Origin of the sequence: Streptomyces sp. DH24 (genome assembly GCF_029813775.1) — a bacterium.
Taxonomy (GTDB): domain Bacteria; phylum Actinomycetota; class Actinomycetes; order Streptomycetales; family Streptomycetaceae; genus Streptomyces.
Genome location: NZ_JARVKW010000042.1, coordinates 40,089 through 56,053, shown reverse-complemented (window position 1 = coordinate 56,053; position 15,965 = coordinate 40,089). Strand labels below are relative to the sequence as shown.

General features: G+C 69.0%; 19 protein-coding genes and 1 pseudogene. 9 read left to right on the top strand and 11 right to left on the bottom strand.

Annotation, left to right across the window (positions count from 1 at the left end):
- The first annotated feature begins 116 nt into the window (after positions 1-116).
- A complete protein-coding gene (locus QC282_RS26830) occupies positions 117-503 on the top strand; it encodes a NucA/NucB deoxyribonuclease domain-containing protein (RefSeq protein WP_279552142.1) in 387 nt (128 codons plus the stop codon).
- A 66-nt stretch (positions 504-569) separates the two neighbouring features.
- On the opposite strand, the gene QC282_RS26825 is transcribed toward QC282_RS26830, so the two are convergent.
- Positions 570-1,079, bottom strand: coding sequence for a hypothetical protein (locus QC282_RS26825; RefSeq protein ID WP_279552141.1), 510 nt, complete (start codon positions 1,077-1,079; stop codon positions 570-572).
- Positions 1,080-1,902: 823 nt separating this feature from the next.
- On the opposite strand from QC282_RS26825, the gene QC282_RS26820 reads away from it, so the two are divergent.
- Positions 1,903-2,391 (top strand): hypothetical protein, encoded by a 489-nt coding sequence (locus tag QC282_RS26820; RefSeq protein ID WP_279552140.1) that lies wholly within the window; start codon positions 1,903-1,905, stop codon positions 2,389-2,391.
- A gap of 402 nt (positions 2,392-2,793) precedes the next feature.
- Positions 2,794-3,345, top strand: coding sequence for a hypothetical protein (locus QC282_RS26815; protein ID WP_279552139.1), 552 nt, complete (start codon positions 2,794-2,796; stop codon positions 3,343-3,345).
- Between the two features lie 140 nt (positions 3,346-3,485).
- Here the strand turns inward: QC282_RS26815 and QC282_RS26810 are convergent, their stop codons facing one another.
- From QC282_RS26810 to QC282_RS26785, 6 genes and pseudogenes are all read right to left on the bottom strand, one after another.
- Entirely contained in the window at positions 3,486-3,752 is a 267-nt protein-coding gene (locus QC282_RS26810; RefSeq protein WP_279552138.1) for a GlsB/YeaQ/YmgE family stress response membrane protein, read from the bottom strand.
- A gap of 100 nt (positions 3,753-3,852) precedes the next feature.
- Positions 3,853-4,122, bottom strand: a complete 270-nt coding sequence (gene tatA / locus QC282_RS26805) for a Sec-independent protein translocase subunit TatA (protein ID WP_279552137.1) — start codon at positions 4,120-4,122, stop codon at positions 3,853-3,855.
- 39 nt (positions 4,123-4,161) lie between these two features.
- A complete protein-coding gene (locus QC282_RS26800; protein ID WP_279552136.1) occupies positions 4,162-4,746 on the bottom strand; it encodes a TerD family protein in 585 nt (194 codons plus the stop codon).
- A 174-nt stretch (positions 4,747-4,920) separates the two neighbouring features.
- Positions 4,921-5,637, bottom strand: a complete 717-nt coding sequence (locus tag QC282_RS26795; RefSeq protein WP_279552135.1) for a hypothetical protein — start codon at positions 5,635-5,637, stop codon at positions 4,921-4,923.
- Positions 5,638-5,779: 142 nt separating this feature from the next.
- Positions 5,780-6,355: a TerD family protein gene (locus QC282_RS26790; protein WP_279552134.1), complete on the bottom strand. Its 576-nt coding sequence runs from the start codon at positions 6,353-6,355 to the stop codon at positions 5,780-5,782.
- 363 nt (positions 6,356-6,718) lie between these two features.
- Positions 6,719-7,177 (bottom strand): annotated as a pseudogene (locus QC282_RS26785) (LCP family protein); the annotation flags it as partial.
- A gap of 271 nt (positions 7,178-7,448) precedes the next feature.
- Here QC282_RS26785 and QC282_RS26780 point away from each other — a divergent pair.
- The 3 genes from QC282_RS26780 to QC282_RS26770 are packed head-to-tail and all read left to right on the top strand — an operon-like array spanning position 7,449 to position 9,349.
- Complete coding sequence (locus QC282_RS26780) at positions 7,449-7,961, top strand: BlaI/MecI/CopY family transcriptional regulator (protein ID WP_279552144.1); 513 nt, start codon at positions 7,449-7,451, stop codon at positions 7,959-7,961.
- Between the two features lie 48 nt (positions 7,962-8,009).
- Positions 8,010-8,414, top strand: a complete 405-nt coding sequence (locus tag QC282_RS26775; protein ID WP_279552133.1) for a BlaI/MecI/CopY family transcriptional regulator — start codon at positions 8,010-8,012, stop codon at positions 8,412-8,414.
- A gap of 5 nt (positions 8,415-8,419) precedes the next feature.
- The gene (locus QC282_RS26770) at positions 8,420-9,349 is read left to right on the top strand and encodes a M56 family metallopeptidase (protein ID WP_279552132.1); all 930 of its coding nucleotides are present in this window, start codon (positions 8,420-8,422) and stop codon (positions 9,347-9,349) included.
- 91 nt (positions 9,350-9,440) lie between these two features.
- Here the strand turns inward: QC282_RS26770 and QC282_RS26765 are convergent, their stop codons facing one another.
- From QC282_RS26765 to QC282_RS26750, 4 genes are all read right to left on the bottom strand, one after another.
- A complete protein-coding gene (locus QC282_RS26765; RefSeq protein WP_279552131.1) occupies positions 9,441-9,704 on the bottom strand; it encodes a GlsB/YeaQ/YmgE family stress response membrane protein in 264 nt (87 codons plus the stop codon).
- Positions 9,705-9,736: 32 nt separating this feature from the next.
- Entirely contained in the window at positions 9,737-10,192 is a 456-nt protein-coding gene (locus tag QC282_RS26760) for a TerB family tellurite resistance protein (RefSeq protein WP_279552130.1), read from the bottom strand.
- Positions 10,193-10,303: 111 nt separating this feature from the next.
- Positions 10,304-11,365, bottom strand: coding sequence for a sporulation protein (locus tag QC282_RS26755; protein WP_279552143.1), 1,062 nt, complete (start codon positions 11,363-11,365; stop codon positions 10,304-10,306).
- A gap of 95 nt (positions 11,366-11,460) precedes the next feature.
- The gene (locus QC282_RS26750) at positions 11,461-11,682 is read right to left on the bottom strand and encodes a hypothetical protein (protein ID WP_279552129.1); all 222 of its coding nucleotides are present in this window, start codon (positions 11,680-11,682) and stop codon (positions 11,461-11,463) included.
- Positions 11,683-12,124: 442 nt separating this feature from the next.
- On the opposite strand from QC282_RS26750, the gene QC282_RS26745 reads away from it, so the two are divergent.
- The 3 genes from QC282_RS26745 (at position 12,125) to QC282_RS26735 (ending at position 15,888) form a co-directional block, all read left to right on the top strand.
- Positions 12,125-13,396, top strand: coding sequence for a hemolysin family protein (locus QC282_RS26745; RefSeq protein ID WP_279552128.1), 1,272 nt, complete (start codon positions 12,125-12,127; stop codon positions 13,394-13,396).
- Positions 13,397-13,528: 132 nt separating this feature from the next.
- Entirely contained in the window at positions 13,529-14,872 is a 1,344-nt protein-coding gene (locus QC282_RS26740; RefSeq protein WP_279552127.1) for a hemolysin family protein, read from the top strand.
- Complete coding sequence (locus QC282_RS26735; protein ID WP_279552126.1) at positions 14,869-15,888, top strand: hemolysin family protein; 1,020 nt, start codon at positions 14,869-14,871, stop codon at positions 15,886-15,888. Before QC282_RS26740 ends, QC282_RS26735 begins: the two co-directional genes overlap by 4 nt.
- Positions 15,889-15,965 lie beyond the last annotated feature (77 nt).

Genomic DNA, 15,965 nt, shown 5'->3' with positions numbered 1-15,965 from the left:
AAGACCCCTGACAGGTCGCCGACCTGCGCATCAAGATTGATGTACTCCATCGACCTTCGCCCCCACTCATGACTTTCCACTGGCCGACGAATCGTCGCACAGACTCACCAAATGAGATGCCGTCTTACCCGACGAAGAGCGACAAGAAGCTGCCCGGCGGGAGTGCCTTGGATCCGATGCACCGCCTCGTACCGGGCTTCGGGCCGAGCGAGCAGGCACGCTACGACGCCAACCGCTCCGTCGTCTCCTCCACGTGTAACAACCCCGCCGTCCCGGGTCGACCCACGGCGGGAGAGCGGCGCGACTGCGACGAATTCCCCTTCGCCTCCAGTTACCAGGGGGCCGCGCGCTACCAGTACGAGGGGGATCCGTACCGCGACGACTTCTCCGTCCGCTACATCGACTCGGACGAGAATCAAGAAGCCGGGCGGCGCCTCGGCGCCTGGTACGACAATGACCGGATCCTGAGCCATGACCCGTTCATAGTCGTCATCGGCGACTGACCGGGACATCTGGCCTGAGATGGTCATCATGCGGGGCCGGTCCACCAGACCGGCCCCGCATTTCTTTCACTCAGTCCCTTCACTGGCGGCTGTGCGCCAGATCTGGACCAGGCAGTATTGATCTGCGCCATTCAGTTTCTCTTCGTGCCCCGGCGGCATGGGCAGGGGTTCCCGGTGTCCCACCAGCGGAGAGGTGAAAGGCCCGCCTGTACGATTGAATATCCACTGCCATCGCATCCGGTAAAATCCGGACGAGGGCAGGATCAAGGGGACCTCTTTCTGCCCTCCATCGATGGTCTCCAGCGCGAGGTCGCCGCCGGGAAGCTCCACCTCCACGTCCTCCGCACCGGACCATTGAGTATCGCTTGCCGGCGGAACCGTTGACCAACTCTCCAACCGCACAGACGCCCGGATCACTTGGGGCGGCACCTGTAGATAGACCATGCCAGGGGCGGAAAGAAGCCAATTCGTGCGATCCGCATGTGGTGCATACGTATCGACACTCGTGTCAACCAGCCCAAAGATGCGATAACTTGGAGAAACCACGGTCTCGAAAATATCCAGCAGCCTGCTCAAGGGCACCTCGCACGTTATCAGTTGAGTCGCGAGCAGCATAATGCCCTCGGATTAGACTACGGCCTTGCGCTTGGTGAGTTGCTGTAGGCGGCCGACGAGGTGGGCGGTCGCGTTTTGGCCCTGGGGCCGTGCCGAAGTGAAGGCCGGCGACAAGGGGGCGATGATGACCTCGACGACCTCCTGTTCGCTGGGCGCGTCGACTCCTCGTGGGGCGGCGCGGTCGCCCATGGCCTGCATTTCAGTCGTGCACGGTCGAGCGGGATACGAGGCGGTCGCCGACCACGTCGAGGACGATGCCGCCCCAGCGGGTAGAGGGTGCCGAAGTGGACGCTCGAGCGAGGCGGCGTTGTCGGGCCGGGGTCGCCATCGGACGACCCGGCTTCGCCCGCAGTGCCGTCGCTCCCAGACGCGTTCCTCCCGCAGACGCGGGAAGAACGCCGGGGACGATGCTCAGGTACTTCGGCCCATCGCCCGTGTTTCCCGAACCTCATTGACCGCTCCCATGCCCGCTGTCACGCGACGCTGCGCCCAGCGGTTCGCCGGGGCACCGGTCAGTCATCCGATCGGGGGCCCACGAGGTCAGGGACGGGCGCTCTCCGTCGCGACAGCGTGCCGATAATTTCGGGGCGTTCAGGCGTACCGACTCGCTACGCTCCGCGCATGTCGGGGAAACGGCGCCCTGAGGGGACATTGGGGCTGGATCCGTGGAGCAAGGGCTCACGCATCTGCGGCCTGTGCGCTGAATACCGCAAAATGACCAGGGCCCACGTGCCGCCCCAAGCCGCCGGGAACACCGCGGCAGCGGCCGGCCGCCGCAGCGATCGTGGTGGCAACCCTCCCGAGCGTTGACACCTCGCAGAAGGACACCGTCACCACGGTCTCGAACCACATCGAGCCCCAGATTTCCACCACTGTCCGCCCGGCCCCTGGTGTGCTCAAGACGGAGGTCCTGCTCACGGAGGAGGACATCGCCAAGGCCAAGAAGCGTGCCAAAGGTGAGCTGGCGTCCCCTTCAGCGAATGACGCCCAGACCAAACGCCCCGACCACCTGAAGTCGAAGCCCAAGGAAGGCAAGGGCACCGCCGAAGACTTCAAGGCGGTGATCGAGAAGGCCCGGTCATTCGCCACCGCAGCCAAGGAGAAGCCGTTCAAGCTCCCGGAGCCCACGACGGTCAAGACTTCCAGCACGCTGTCAATGGACAACGTCAACGCATTCACGTACACCTACGCGGTCGGTGACACACCGCCGGACGCACTCGCTCAGCTGTGCTTCTCGTTCGACAGCTCCTACACCGACTACACGATCCTTTGACCGGTACACCTACTGCGCACGACAGAAGATCACCGCAGATTACTGGAAGGTCGACAAGGCGACCAACCAGAAGATCAAGCATGGGCACGACGTACGCCAACATGGAGCTCTTCGGCCAGAAGTACACCGACAGCCGGTCGACGCGCCTGTTCGCCCGGCTCCAGCAGGGCTCGGTTGATTACCAGTGGGGCCCGATCGACGACTGGTGGACCGCTCCGGGCGTCGAGTTGTCGCTGATCGGACAGTGCCAGCCACTCCTGACGCAGTGCTCCACATTCCAGGGGCCGGCGACGATGACGTGGGGTACGTGGGACAACAACACCGACTGGTTTCCGTGGAACACCAACAGCCCTGAATCCGGTATGTGGGGGCGGGACAAAACAAGGGGCCCACGGTGTCAGCATGCAGTACTACACGGACAGCGAAGAAATCAGCACTAGCGAGCCGGGGGTTGTGCCGTCCCTGACACCACGGTGTGACTCCGCCACGTACTTCGCGCCGGAACGTCCGCACTCGTGCGTGTTCCTTGAGGCCGTGCCGTACGTCGCCTATTCCACCGGTGATGGCTCACCGAACCGCGAGGTAGCTGAGCACATCCAGCTTGTGTTCACCACTCCGAACAAGACCTACCCGACCAGTTCCACGTCAAAGGTGTTCCCCGGTGAGTACGACGGAACATGTACACCGGAAGGTCTGCACCGCCTGACCGAGTCGCTGCACCCGACGATCATGAATGCCAACACGGCGGAGAAGGACGACGCCTGCCAGAAGGTCGGTGACTACGCCAACACCGGCCTCCCCTACGCGGAGCAGCCCAAGGAAGGACAGGACTGCGATGAGTACCCCTTCCGCTCGACGCTGGAGGGAGCATCGAGTCCTGACTGGGACTTCTCTCCCCGCCCCATGAACCGTGATCATTCACAGCTCAGGATCCACTTTCGGTACACGGACTAGGCGCTGCGCCGCGGTTTGCGGCCAGCCGTCTTCTTCGCGGTCGTCTTCTTGGCCGGCTTGGCCCGGACCGGCTACACCAGTTGCCGGGCATATGCCGAGGAGTCGGACCGCCTCGCCGACGGGTTGGCCCTGGCTGGGCGTCAGTCGCGGGAACTGCCGAAGAGGAGGCGGTAGGCGATCAGCAGGACTAGGGAGCCGCCGATGGCCGCGCCCCAGGTGGCGAGGTCGAAGAACTGGTTCTGTATGGGCCGGTCGAGGAACTTGGCGGAGAGCCAGCCGCCGGTGAAGGCGCCGGCGATCCCGATGAGGGTGGTGCCGATGAGGCCGCCCGGGTCGCGGCCGGGCAGGAGGATCTTGGCGATGGCTCCGGCCAGGAGTCCGAGGACGATCCAACTGATGATGCCCATGCTGTGACGCTGCTTTCCGAATCGGTCTGGCGGACGCTGGCGGCCCGGCGGGTCTGCGGAAGGGGGGACGTGGTCGGGGCGGGCTTTGGTTGAGGGCTGGTCAGGTCCGCGGTGTGTCGTTGCCCGGCTGTTCTGCGGGACGGCCGGTGGTGTCTCCGGGTGCGGCCCGGATGATGCGCGGGGCTGTGACCTCGTGCGTGGCTGCCTCCGCTGTGGTCGGCGGCGTCTGGTCGGACTTCATCGCTTTGGCCTCGCTCTTGAGGATGCGGGCCGACTTGCCGATGGAACGGGCGAGTTCGGGAAGCTTCTTGGCGCCGAAGATCAATATGACGACGATGAGGATGATGGCGAGTTCGCTGATGCCGAACATGGGTGTCCGTCTTCTCCCCGGTGGCGGGCGGCAGGGTGGCTAGAGGTGGCTGGCGATGGCGGGCATCAGGTCCTGGAAGGTGCGGCCGTTGGCCGGCTCCCCGATGGCGGACATGTGCCATCCACCGCTGGAACGGTGAACCTTGGCGATGATCTGGGCGGTGTAGGAGCCGCCGCCGGAGAGGGTGTAGCGGGCCAGTTCCTGGCCGGTGTTCTCGTCGATGAGACGGCAGAAGGCGTTCTGTACTTCGGCGAAGGTCTGGCCGGTGAAGGAGTTGACGGTGAAGACGATCTGGTCGACGTGGGCGGGCAGGCGCAGTAGGTCGACGAGGATCGATTCGTCGTCGCCGCCCTGCCCGGCGCCGCCGACGAGGTTGTCGCCGGTGTGGCGGACCGATCCGTCGTCGCTGACCAGGTGCTGGAAGAAGACGACGTCAACCGGCTCGGTGCCGGCGAAGAGCACCGCGGAGGCGTCGAGGTCGATCTCGCGTGGGCCGGTGAGCCTGGCGAGGAAGCCCTTACGGGGCGCCGCCTGCCAGCCCAGTCCCATCCGTACGACGCTGAGCGGTTGCCCGCCGCTCTTCTCCAGGCTGATCTGCTGGCCCTTGGTCAGCGTGACTGTCACCGGTTTCCTCCTGGTCCTCGGGGGCCGAACTGCGCTGCCCTACCGGGTGTATGGGGGCAGCCCACATAAATCTACAGCACTGTAGAAGAGGCACACAGGGGCGCGCCCGGCCCCAGCAGGTACGGCCTGGTGCGGCGGCACCCGTTCGGCCTGCGCGCACTCGTGGGAGCGGGGTCAGTCCCGGGAAGGGAAAGAGGGGCCGGTGAAGTCCGGGGTGCTGTAGCCGGGGCTCGCATTCCGCTGAGCGGGAGGCGAGGCGGGGCGGGACTGCGGCGCGGGGGTGGGCGGGTGGTGCAGCTCGCGGCGCAGGAACGGAAGCAGTCCGCGCTCCAGCAGGGCCTGGCGCCATGCCGCGTGGGCCTGGGCGAGGGAGGCGGCGTCCTGCTGCGGGTTGCGGGACGTGGCGCGATGCCGGGCCGCGGTGATCAGGAGTGCGGCGCCCGCTGCGGCGGCAGCGAGCACCGCCACGGCCCCGGCGACCCAGCCCGCCCGGATCAGCGAGATAGCGAGGTGCTGCTGGGCGCCGGCCAGTTGGAGCCCGTAGCCGAGGAGAAGGAAGATGGCCGCCGCCGCGGCGGACAGGGCTGGGGTGAGTACGGCCAGTGCCGCCAGCAACCCGTTCCCGGCGGTCGCGGGCGTGGGCTGGCGGGGCCGGCCGGTGGGGGCCGGGGCGGCTGCGGTCCGCAGCCGCAGCAGGGCGGCGTACTCGGTCGCGGTTTCGGCGGCGAGGGTGTCGGCCGCGGTCAGTGCCCGGGCGCGGAGTTGCTCGGCGGTGACCTGTGCGGTCGGCTTTTGCAGGGCCTCGCGGATGTCAGTGGTGTTGAGCGCGACGTGCAGCGTGTGTTCGAAGTCTGCTCTGTCGACTGCTTCGAGGCGGCCAGGCTCGTTCATGAAGGTCCCCCCGATCATGTAGTGCGGGATGGTGCCGGCGTTGTGGCGGCGCGGCCCGCTGGGCGGCATGTGGCAGCGGATGTGCTCGTTGCGGGCGGGGCGGACGTACGGTCCGGCCCGCCCGCAGACGCGTGGTGGCGGGTTAGACGTTGACGCCGAAGTCGGCGGCGATGCCTGCCAGGCCGGAGGCGTAGCCCTGGCCGACGGCGCGGAACTTCCACTCGGCGCCGTTGCGGTACAGCTCGCCGAAGACCATCGCGGTCTCGGTGGCGGCGTCCTCAGACAGGTCGTAGCGGGCGAGTTCGGCGCCTCCCGCCTGGTTGACGACGCGGATGTAGGCGTTGCGGACCTGGCCGAAGCTGTGGCCGCGGTTTTCGGCGTCGTGGATGGAGACGGGGAAGACGATCCGGGTGACGTCGGCGGGGACGGTGGTCAGGTCGACCTTGATGGCCTCGTCGTCGCCCTCGCCTTCGCCGGTGAGGTTGTCGCCGGTGTGCTCCACCGATCCGTCGGGGCTCTTCAGGTTGTTGAAGAAGACGAAGTGCCGGTCGGAAAGCACCTTGCCGGACTCGTTGACCAGCAGCGCGGAGGCGTCGAGGTCGTAGTCGGTGCCCGTGGTCGTGCGGACGTCCCATCCGAGGCCGACCAGGACGGCGGTCAGGCCCGGCGCCTCCTTGCTCAGCGAGACATTGCCGCCCTTGGAGAGGCTCACACCCATGTCGCATCCCTTTCCGTGTCCGAGGCCGGGCGTAGCCCGGCTCGTCAGTGACTGAACTCAAAATCTACAGCACTGTAGAAGTTGCTGGAGGTTGCCAGGGCCGTCCGTGCCGCAATCGGAAATGGAGCGCGGTGATGCGGGCAGCCGGGCAGCCGGTCAGCCGCGCAGGCCGGGGTAGCTGGCGCCGACGGTGAGGGTCACCGCACCGGGTGCGGCCTGGCGGGTCCTGCCTGGGGGTGGCGGGGATCCTGAGCCGGGCGGCCAGGGCCATCGCCTGCTCTTCGAGGCCAGACGGACAGGTCACGGTGGTTTCCTTCGCCGGCGTGGGCGCGTTGCCGGCGCCGGTCACCGTGTAGCCGGCCTGCAGGCGGCAGCGCCGCCGATGCCGCCCGTGGTGCCACCGATCGCGAACGCCTCATTGATCTTGAAGTGGTGCGGTGCGGTGCTGGTGCCGTTCCCGCGGTCGCAGGCGGGTGTCAGCACCCAGGAATCGCGGGGCAGCGAGACGACGGCGGCCCATTCCCGGTTCGCGGCGATGTGCGGCACCATCAGGGTGTCCGACTGCATGGTGGTCAGGCCCTTGCCGTACTCGGCGTTGTCGCCGTCGCGGCTGTCCGAGCCGACCACCAGGATGTTCTTCGCGCCAGGGCTGAGGTTGACCGAACGGCCCCCGCCGATCTTGTTGTCAATACCGGCGGCCTGGATGTTGCTGTCGAGGCGCTGGTACAGCCAGTAGCCGGTGCCGCCGACGACGAGCAGTACGGCCAGGGCGGCACCGGTCAGGGCCAGGATGCTCCCGCGCCGGGTCAGCCGGGTCTTGATGTGCCGGTGCCCTCGGGATCGGGTGTCCGGCCTGCGGTGTTCGCGGGACGCGCCAGGCTGTCTGTCCACGTGTCCGCCTCCCTGTGCCGCCCGGTGCGGCGGTTCGCTGTGCTCTGCCGTGATGCCGTCCGGCGGCCCCACTCCCGTGCCCGTGGAGTCAAGAATCTACAACGGCGTAGAAGGCGGTGAGGGGCAGAGGGCATCCTGAACGTGTGCGACGGCATGCTTCATCGCCTCGCGCCCGGCAGCGGCGGAGAGGAGCAGCGGTTGGATAACAAGCAGGACGAGCCGGTGCGCGCACGCCCCCGCGAAGGACCAGGGCGTACTGGAAGTCAATGTGCTGGCCGTCCTGGGCGGCGCGCCGGGGCCGGTGACGGCCGGCTGGGTGCGCGAGCAGATCGACCCCGCTCTCGCCTGCACCACAGTGGTGACCACGCTGACGAGGCTGCTCGGCAAGCGGGCCGTGGTACGCCACCGCGACGGGCGCTCCTACGTCTGGAGAGCCCTCTTCGACGGGGCGGGCTTGGCCGCCCGGCGCATGCACCACGTGCTCGACAAGGAGAACGACCGGGGGGCGGTGCTCAGCCACTTCGTCGCCGGACTGCCTCCGGACGACGAACGGTCGCTGCGGCTGAGACTCGGCAGCACCACAAACGCGGGAGCGGACATGGGCACGGCCAGTCGATGGGACCCGCCCTGTCCGGGCGTGCCCGTTGGCCGGCTCCTGGACGTGGACGTTGCGGAAACGGCGTTGGGCGGGCGGGCGACAGGCTCAGTACGATGAACCGCCCCCGCAGCGGCAGGCGGAACCGGCAGACGGAAGGTTGACGGTATGACGGACCAGAACAGGGGCGGTATCGAGCAGTCCCCGCGCCGGCGCGGCCAAGGCGAGTTGGAGACGCAGGTGCTCGCTGCGCTGCGCCAGGCTCCCGGGGCGGTTCCTGCGGCCTGGGTCCAGGAGCGCCTCGGCGGCACCCTCGCCTACACCACGGTGATGACCATCCTGACCCGGCTGCACGCCAAGGGTGCGGTCGCCCGCCGGCGGGCGGGCCGCTGGTTCGAGTGGACGGCGGTCGCCGACGAGGCCGGGCTGGCTGCTTTGCGGATGCGGAAGGTCCTGGACGCCGAGGCCGACCGGGAAGCGGTGCTGGCCCGCTTCCTGACCAGCCTGACGCCGGGGGATGAACAGGTGCTGCGCGATCTGCTGGCCCAGGGGCCCGCGGAGGGGGAAGGCTAACCGCCATGGGGGTCTTCGTCTTCCTGCCGCTGGTGCTGCCGTTAACGGCCTGGCCCATCGCCCGCCTTGCCGAACAGCATCTGCACCCCAGAGCGGCGACCTGGCTGCTGTCGGCCGTCGCCGGGGTGCTCGCGGTGTGCAGCACCCTGTGCCTGGCCCTGTTGATGGTGGTCGGCACCGCGCAACTGCCCGGCAACCCGCTGCCCGACGGCTGGTCGGACCCGGAGGTCCGCGAGGCGGTGCCCTACGACGAGATCGCGGGTAAGGCCGCGATCCCCGCCCTGATTGCGGTGCTCGCCGCCTGCACCCGGACGGCGTGGCGCCACCACCGCGTACGCCGCCGGGCCGAGCGTGCCCTTGCCGGCCTGCCCGCAACGCCGGTGGCGGTGCTGCCCGACGAACTGCCCTACGCCTACGCGCTGCCAGGCAAGCGGAATCGGATCGTGGTCACCACCGGGATGCTGGCCGGGCTCAGTTCGGCCGAGCGGCGGGCCTTGTTCGCCCACGAGCGCGTCCACCTGACCTGCCGCCACCACCGGTTCCTGCTCACCGTGCAGCTCGCCGCACGGGCCAACCCGTTCCTGCGCCCGCTGCGGACCGCCGTCACATACACGGCTGAGCGGTGGGCGGACGAGGAGGCGGCCACCGCGGTGGGCAGCCGGCGCACGGTGGCACTTGCGATCGGCAAGTCCGCGCTGATCTCCCGGGGCGCACCCATCGCCACGCTCGCGCACTTCGCGGCCCCCGGCCCGGTGCCGCGCCGGGTCGCCGCCCTGCTCGGCCCGGCTCCCGCCACACGGATCTGGCCGCCGGTCTTCACCGCGGTGGGCCTGGCCGCCTGGACAGCCGCCGCGGGCACCACCGTATCGGCGCTGTCCTCGGCGAACTCGGCCGTCACGCTATTCCTCATCCTTCACGCGGCCACCCCGATGTAGCAGGACCCCGCCATGCATGGCGAAGAGGTGTGCTGCCGCCCGTCCGGCGCCAGCACACCTCCGGCGGCAGCACCCCTGTTCGGTTGCCGGGTCAGCTGCGGGCTTTGAAGCGTTCGAGGGCGGTCACGCCCACTGCGGCGAGCCCGATCTGGATGAGCCATTCGATCCAGTCGACCCCTTTGGTGTCCGCCACCCCCAGGCCCGCGGCGATACCGGTCCCGACGAAGGCCGCGGCGATACCGACGCCGATCGTCCACAGCACGCCGATGCGCTGACGGCCCGGCAGAACCAGCCGTCCCAGCGCGCCGACGATGACGCCGATCACGATGGCACTGATGACCCCGGAGATCTCCATACCCGTCTCCTTCCCGTGCATCGTGCGGGGCTTTACAGGTCGAACTCGTGCGGCGGCAGGTTGAGCGTGAAGCACGCTTCACGGACGATGGCCTGCTCGGTCTTGTCGAAGTCGCCGTCGGCGCCGCCGATGACGATGCCGATCTGGATGACGGCGCGCGCCTCGGCGGGCTTCTTCTTCGCCTTGGCGATCTCCTGCAGCACACTCACCTTGCCGAAGTCGAAGTCGGCGGTCAGCTTGTCCAGATTGTCCTCGAAGCGCCGCTGCAGGTCCATGGCGTCGAAGTTCTGCAGCACCTCGTTGGTAGCGATCAGCTGCGCCACCCTGCGCCGCTCGGACGGGTCGATCGTGCCGTCCGCGGCGGCCACCAGCGCGCACATCGCCATGGAAGCGTCACGGAAGGCGCCGGACTTGAGGTCGTTCTTCTTCGCGTTCAGCTGGGTCTGCATCGTCGATGCGGACTCCCTAATGCGGTCCCACAGGGCCATGCCCACTCCGTACGTCTCAAGGGCCGCCCGGGCCAAAGGGGAGGGCCCGGACAACCACACCTTCTACATTGATGTAGAAGCTATCAGGAGCGGCAAGAGCGCGCGGACTCCTCAGTCCTCGCCGCCCTCCTCGTCTTCGTCGCCTTCGAAGAAGTCGCCCACCTCGTCGACGACTTCGGCCGCGACCATGCCGCCGACCACACCGACAGCGAGACCCGCCGCGCCGGCCGCGATCGCAGTGCCCAAGCCCGGCCCAGAGCGGTGCCCGTCCCCGTGGTGGCCGCCGTGGCCGTGCTCGTCCTTGTGGACGTGGCGGCCATGGGCGGCATAGGGGTCGCCGTGTCCATAGTGGGCGCCGTGGTGCGGCTCGCCGTGCCCGTACGAGCCGTGAGTACCGTGGGAGGCGCGGTGCTCGATGAGCTGACGGATCCAGCCGTCGACTTCCGCGTGCCAGTCGTGCTGCTCGACGCCGTGGTGGCTGACGGTGAAGCGGGTCACCGCGTCGCGGCCCCCGGGGAAGAGGCCGCCACGCTTGTCGGCCTCCAGGACCACCTCCATGTGGCCCGGGTTCGCGAGGAAGGTCACCTCGATCTCGTTGACCTGGTGCGCGTACTGCGGGGGCGGCGTGAGTTCGAGCTCCTGGTAGAAGGGGAGCTGCTGGCCGGTGCCGCCGATGCGGCCCAGCTCCAGGTCCGCGGACTTGAAGCCGAAGCCGAGCTGCCCGAGTGCCTCCAGGACCGCCTCCTGGGCGGGCAGCGGGCGCACCGCGAGCTGGTCGAGGTCACCCTTGTCCTTCGCGCCCGCCACTGCCAGTTCGGTGCGTACCCCGAGCACGATGCCCAGAGGCTGCCCGTAGAGCTCGGTGACGGGGGTCTCCCACGGCAGCATCACGCTGAAGGGCACGCTGTGCGCCTCGCCTGCGGCGAGGCGGAAGCCGCCGCCGACGGTGAACCGGTCGAAGACGACCGCGCCCTCGGACTCCCCGTCATGTTCGGCCTCGACGCGGGCCACCAGTTCCAGGGTGATGTGCTCGATCGTGAAGTCGGCGTCGCCGCCCTTCAGGTGGACCTGCCCGCTCAGGGTCCCGCCGGGCAGCACCGCGCCCGGGGCCAGGACCGTGTCCACCGTGGGCCCGCCCACGCCGAGCGAGCCGAGCAGCCGCTTGAACACCATCGTGGCGTTCACTCCTTCATGTGTACGTACGGTTCTTGACCCCGCCGGGCGGCAGACCCCGAAGGGGCGGGGTCCAGCCGCCCGGCGGGAGAGGACTACTTGGCGGAGGTGTCGAGGGCGGCCAGGGCCTGCGCCCAGCGCGCGTACTTCAGCTCGGCCAGGTCGGCGACCGTCTTGACGCCGAACGCCTCCTGAAGGAGTTCACCGTCCCGGTCAGAGACCCCCTTCAGCGCGGAGACCGGCGCGGCGAGGATCTCCGGCAGACTCTTGTCCGCCCACGCCTTGTCCAGCACCTTGTCCAGGTCGATCGAAGCCATGGCAGCCCTCCCAGGGAAATACGGATGGAAATTCCGGACGACATGCCGCCGGGGTGGCCATGGTCGGCGGATGATGACCTGCTCAAACCGGTGTGGCCCTCCCGTCCCTGCCCGTCGCCCGCAGGGCAGCCGGGAACATCCGGCCCGCCCCTCGCGTTATCTACACGCATGTAGAAGCATAGGGGTGAGGCAGCCCACACGGACGACATCCCAGCGGAACGTCCGAAAAGCACTCGCTCGGGCGGCGGAAGCCGCCCGGCGCGCGGCTTTGCCGTCCCTTTACCATGGGGTCGGGGTGTGGACGCCTCACCGAACCGCCCCGGGATCCGCCCGACCCCGATGAGTCAAGAAGGAGCAGCGGACCCACCATGGGTGAGCCTCCCAGTCCCAGCCGTGCCATTGCCCGCCCGCCGCGTATGCGTGGGGGATCGGGGGTGGCACGGTGACCGAAGTCCTGCTCCTGCTCTTGGCCCTGGCCCTCACCTTGGCGTGTGCGGTGTTCGTCGCGGCCGAGTTTTCCCTGACCACCGTCGAGCGCGCTGACCTGGAGCGTGCCGCCGAGGTGGGCGAGCGCGGTGCCGAGAGCGCGCTGAAGGCCGTACGCCGCCTGACCGTCCAGCTCTCCGGCGCCCAGCTCGGCATCACGGTCACCTCTCTGGTGATCGGCATGCTGGCCGAGCCGTCGCTGGCGGCGCTGTTGCGCGGCCCTTTGCAGGCGGTCGGTCTGGGCGGTGCCGCCTCGTCGGTGGCGACCGTGCTGGGCGTGGCCGTGTCCACCGTGGTCCTGATGGTGGTGGGTGAGCTGGTGCCGAAGAACTGGGCGATCTCCCGCCCGCTGGCCGTTGCCAAGGTGGTCGCCGGCCCGCAGCGCGGCTTCACCGCCGCGTTCGGCCCGTTCATCCACCACCTGAACGACACCGCGAACCGGTTCGTACGCCGCTTCGGACTGGAGCCGACCGAGGAGCTGGCCTCCGCCCGCAGCGCCGAGGAACTCATCGCGCTCGCCCGGCACTCAGCCGCAGAGGGCGCCCTGGAGGCGGACTCCGCCGAACTGTTCGTGCGCACCCTGCACCTGAGCGAGCTGACGGCGGAGAACGTGATGACCCCGCGAGTGGACGTCAAGGCGCTCGAAGCGCACGCCACGGCCGCCGACGCCGCGAACCTCACCCACGCCACCGGACTGTCCCGCTTCCCGGTCTACCGCGACAGCCTGGACGAGGTCATCGGCACCGTCCACATCCGCGACGTGCTAGCCCTGGTGCCGGAGAAGCGGCAGCTCACGCCCGTGACCGAGCTGGCCACCGCCCCGCTGCTGGTGCCGGACAGCCTGACCGCCGACCGGCTGCTGGAGCGGCTGCGCGAGATGCGCACGATGGCCGTGGTCATCGACGAGTACGGCGGCACGGCGGGCGTGGCGACGGTGGAGGACATCGTCGAGGAGGTCGTCGGCGAGGTCCGCGACGAGCACGACCCCGTCGAGGTCCCCGATCTGCTGCCTGGTCCGCCCCGACGACACCCTCACCGCTCTGCGCACCGACGGCAGCCATCTGGCCGCGGTGACTGGCGAGAAGGGTGCTGTCCTGGGCTTCGTGACCATGGAGGACGTCCTGTCCGAACTGGTCGGCCCGGCCCTGCCCGCCGCCTGACCGCCGACGCCACCCGGCGGGTTTGCACGGAAACACTCCGGAATGCGCACTCCGTCACAATCGTCTAGTTCCCTGCACGCCTACTCAAGGAGCAAGCCCGTGTCCGCCAGACCGACGGACTCCCCGGGGTACAGTCCCCGACCGTTCCGCCAGATTTCAAATGATCGTTTTGATCGCGGCGTGCGGCAGGGTGGTGTTCGATGAGTACCGCGAATGCCGTACTCGGCCTGCTGGCCGTCTTCGTCCTCACCGCCGGCACCGGCTACTTCGTGGCCCAGGAGTTCGCGTACGTCTCCGCCGACCGGCTCGCCCTGACCCGTGAGGCCGAGGCGGGCGATAGGAAGGCGGCTCGCGCTCTGAAGGTGCTGGAGCGGCTGTCGTTCATGCTGTCCGGCGCACAGCTGGGCATCACCGTGACCGGCCTGGTCGTCGGTTTCATCGCCGAGCCGTCCGTGTCCGCGCTGCTCGAACCGGCCCTGACTGGCATCGGCCTTCCCGAGGGAGCCGTCTCCGGCATCTCCGTCGTCCTTGCCTTCGGGCTGGCCACGGCCGTGCAGATGGTGCTGGGCGAACTAGCGCCGAAGAACCTCGCGATCGCGGTGCCGGAGCGGCTGGCGAAGTCGCTGGCCGCCTCCACCCTCGGCTACCTGAAGATCGTCGGTCCTCTCGTACGGGTCTTCGACGGCGCGGCGAACGGGCTGCTGCGCAAAGTCGGCATCGAGCCCGTCGAGGAACTGCACCACGGCGCCACCCTGGAGGAACTCGGCCATCTGATCGGCGAGTCCCACGAGCAGGGCGAGCTGCCCAAGGACACCGCCGACCTGATCGACCACGTCCTGGAGTTCTCCGAGCGGACGCTGGACGAGGTGATGGTGCCGCGCGTGGACGCCGTCTTCGTCCGCAAGGGCGCCTCCGCCGCCGAAACGGTCGAGCTGATCGGCAAGCACGGTCACTCCACGTACCCCGTACTGGGCGATCACCCGGACGACGTCGCGGGCGTCCTCGGCGTGCGCGAGCTGATGCGGCTGCCCGCCGACCGCCTCGCCACCGCCACCGCGGGCACACTCGCCCGCAGGCCGCTCCTGCTGCCGGACACACTGCCGCTGCCGGACGCGGTGACCCGGATGCGTGAGCTGGACGACGAGTTCGCCGTGGTCCTGGACGAGCACGGCGGGGTGTCGGGCATCGTCACCTACGAGGACATCGCCGAGGAACTGGTCGGTGACATCGCCGACGAGACGGACACCGTCACTGAACTTGCCGCCCCCGATGGCGCAGGCTGGCTGGTGGATGCCGGACGCCGCCTCGACGAGGTCGCCGACGCCACCGGTATCGACCTTCCCGAGGAGGAGGACTACGACACCGTGGCCGGTCTGGTCATCGACCGACTCGGCCGCTTCCCGGCCATCGGCGACCGGCTGATCGTCGGCCTGCCCGAAGGGGGCAGCGCGGTGATCGACGTACGCACGCTCGACCGGCACGTGCCGGAGCGGGTCCGCCTGGAGCGGCTGCCCGTGGCGGAGCATGAGGAGGAGCAGGCATGAGTTTCCCGATGGCGCTCTTCGTCACCGTTCTGCTGCTGATCGGCAGCGCCTTCTTCGTCGCCGCCGAGTTCGCGCTGGTCGCCGCCAAACGCCACCGGATGGAGAAGGCCGCAGCTTCAGGTCGGCGCGGCGCCAAGGCCGCGCTGGCCGGGATGCGTGAGCTGTCACTGATGCTGGCCGGCGCCCAGCTCGGCATCACCGTGTGCACGCTGGGCCTGGGCTCGCTCTCCAAGCCCGCGATCTCCCACGAACTCGACCCGCTGCTGCACGACCTGGGCCTGCCCAGCGCGTTCAGCTACGGCATCGCGTTCGCCGTCGCGATGATCGTCGTGGTGTTCCTGCACATGGTCGTCGGCGAGATGGCGCCCAAGTCCTGGGCCATCGCCCACCCCGAGCGCTCCGCGATGCTGCTGTCCCCGCCCTTCCGGGCCGTGGTGAAGACGGTACGGCCGCTGATCGGGCTGCTCAACCGGATCAGCAACGCCCTGGTACGGCTGTGCCGGGTCAGCCCGCGCGACGAACTGGCCTCGGTCCACAACCGCGAGCAACTCACCCATCTCGTCGAGGAGTCGCAGCGACTCGGCCTGATCAGCGAGTCCGACTCCGAGCTGATCACCCGCTCGCTGACCGAGCCCCAGACCCCGGTGAGCGACCTCCAGGTCCCGGCCGCCGAGATCACCTCGGTCGACGGCGACACCGGCATCGACGACATCCTGCGCACCGCCGCCGACCACGACCGCACCCGGCTGCTGGTCCGCGAGAGCGGCACGGTCCTCGGCTCCCTCCACGCCCGCGACGCGCTGGTCGCCCGCGCTCAGGGCCGTACCATCACCGCCCGAGCCCTGGCCCGCCCCGTACCGGAGCTGACCGAGAACGCCACCGTCGCGGACGCGATCGACCTGCTCCGCCGGCACCGCGCCTCGCTCGCACTCGTCTGCGACGACACCGGCCGCCTCACCGGCCTGGTCAGCCTGGACGACCTACTCGCCCGCTACCTCCAGCCCCAGACGGCCTGACCTCCCAAATGGGCAACACCCGTTGAGGGGGCGGGCATACCGCCCGTCCCCTCACGGAGTCTGCCCGAGGTGCACGC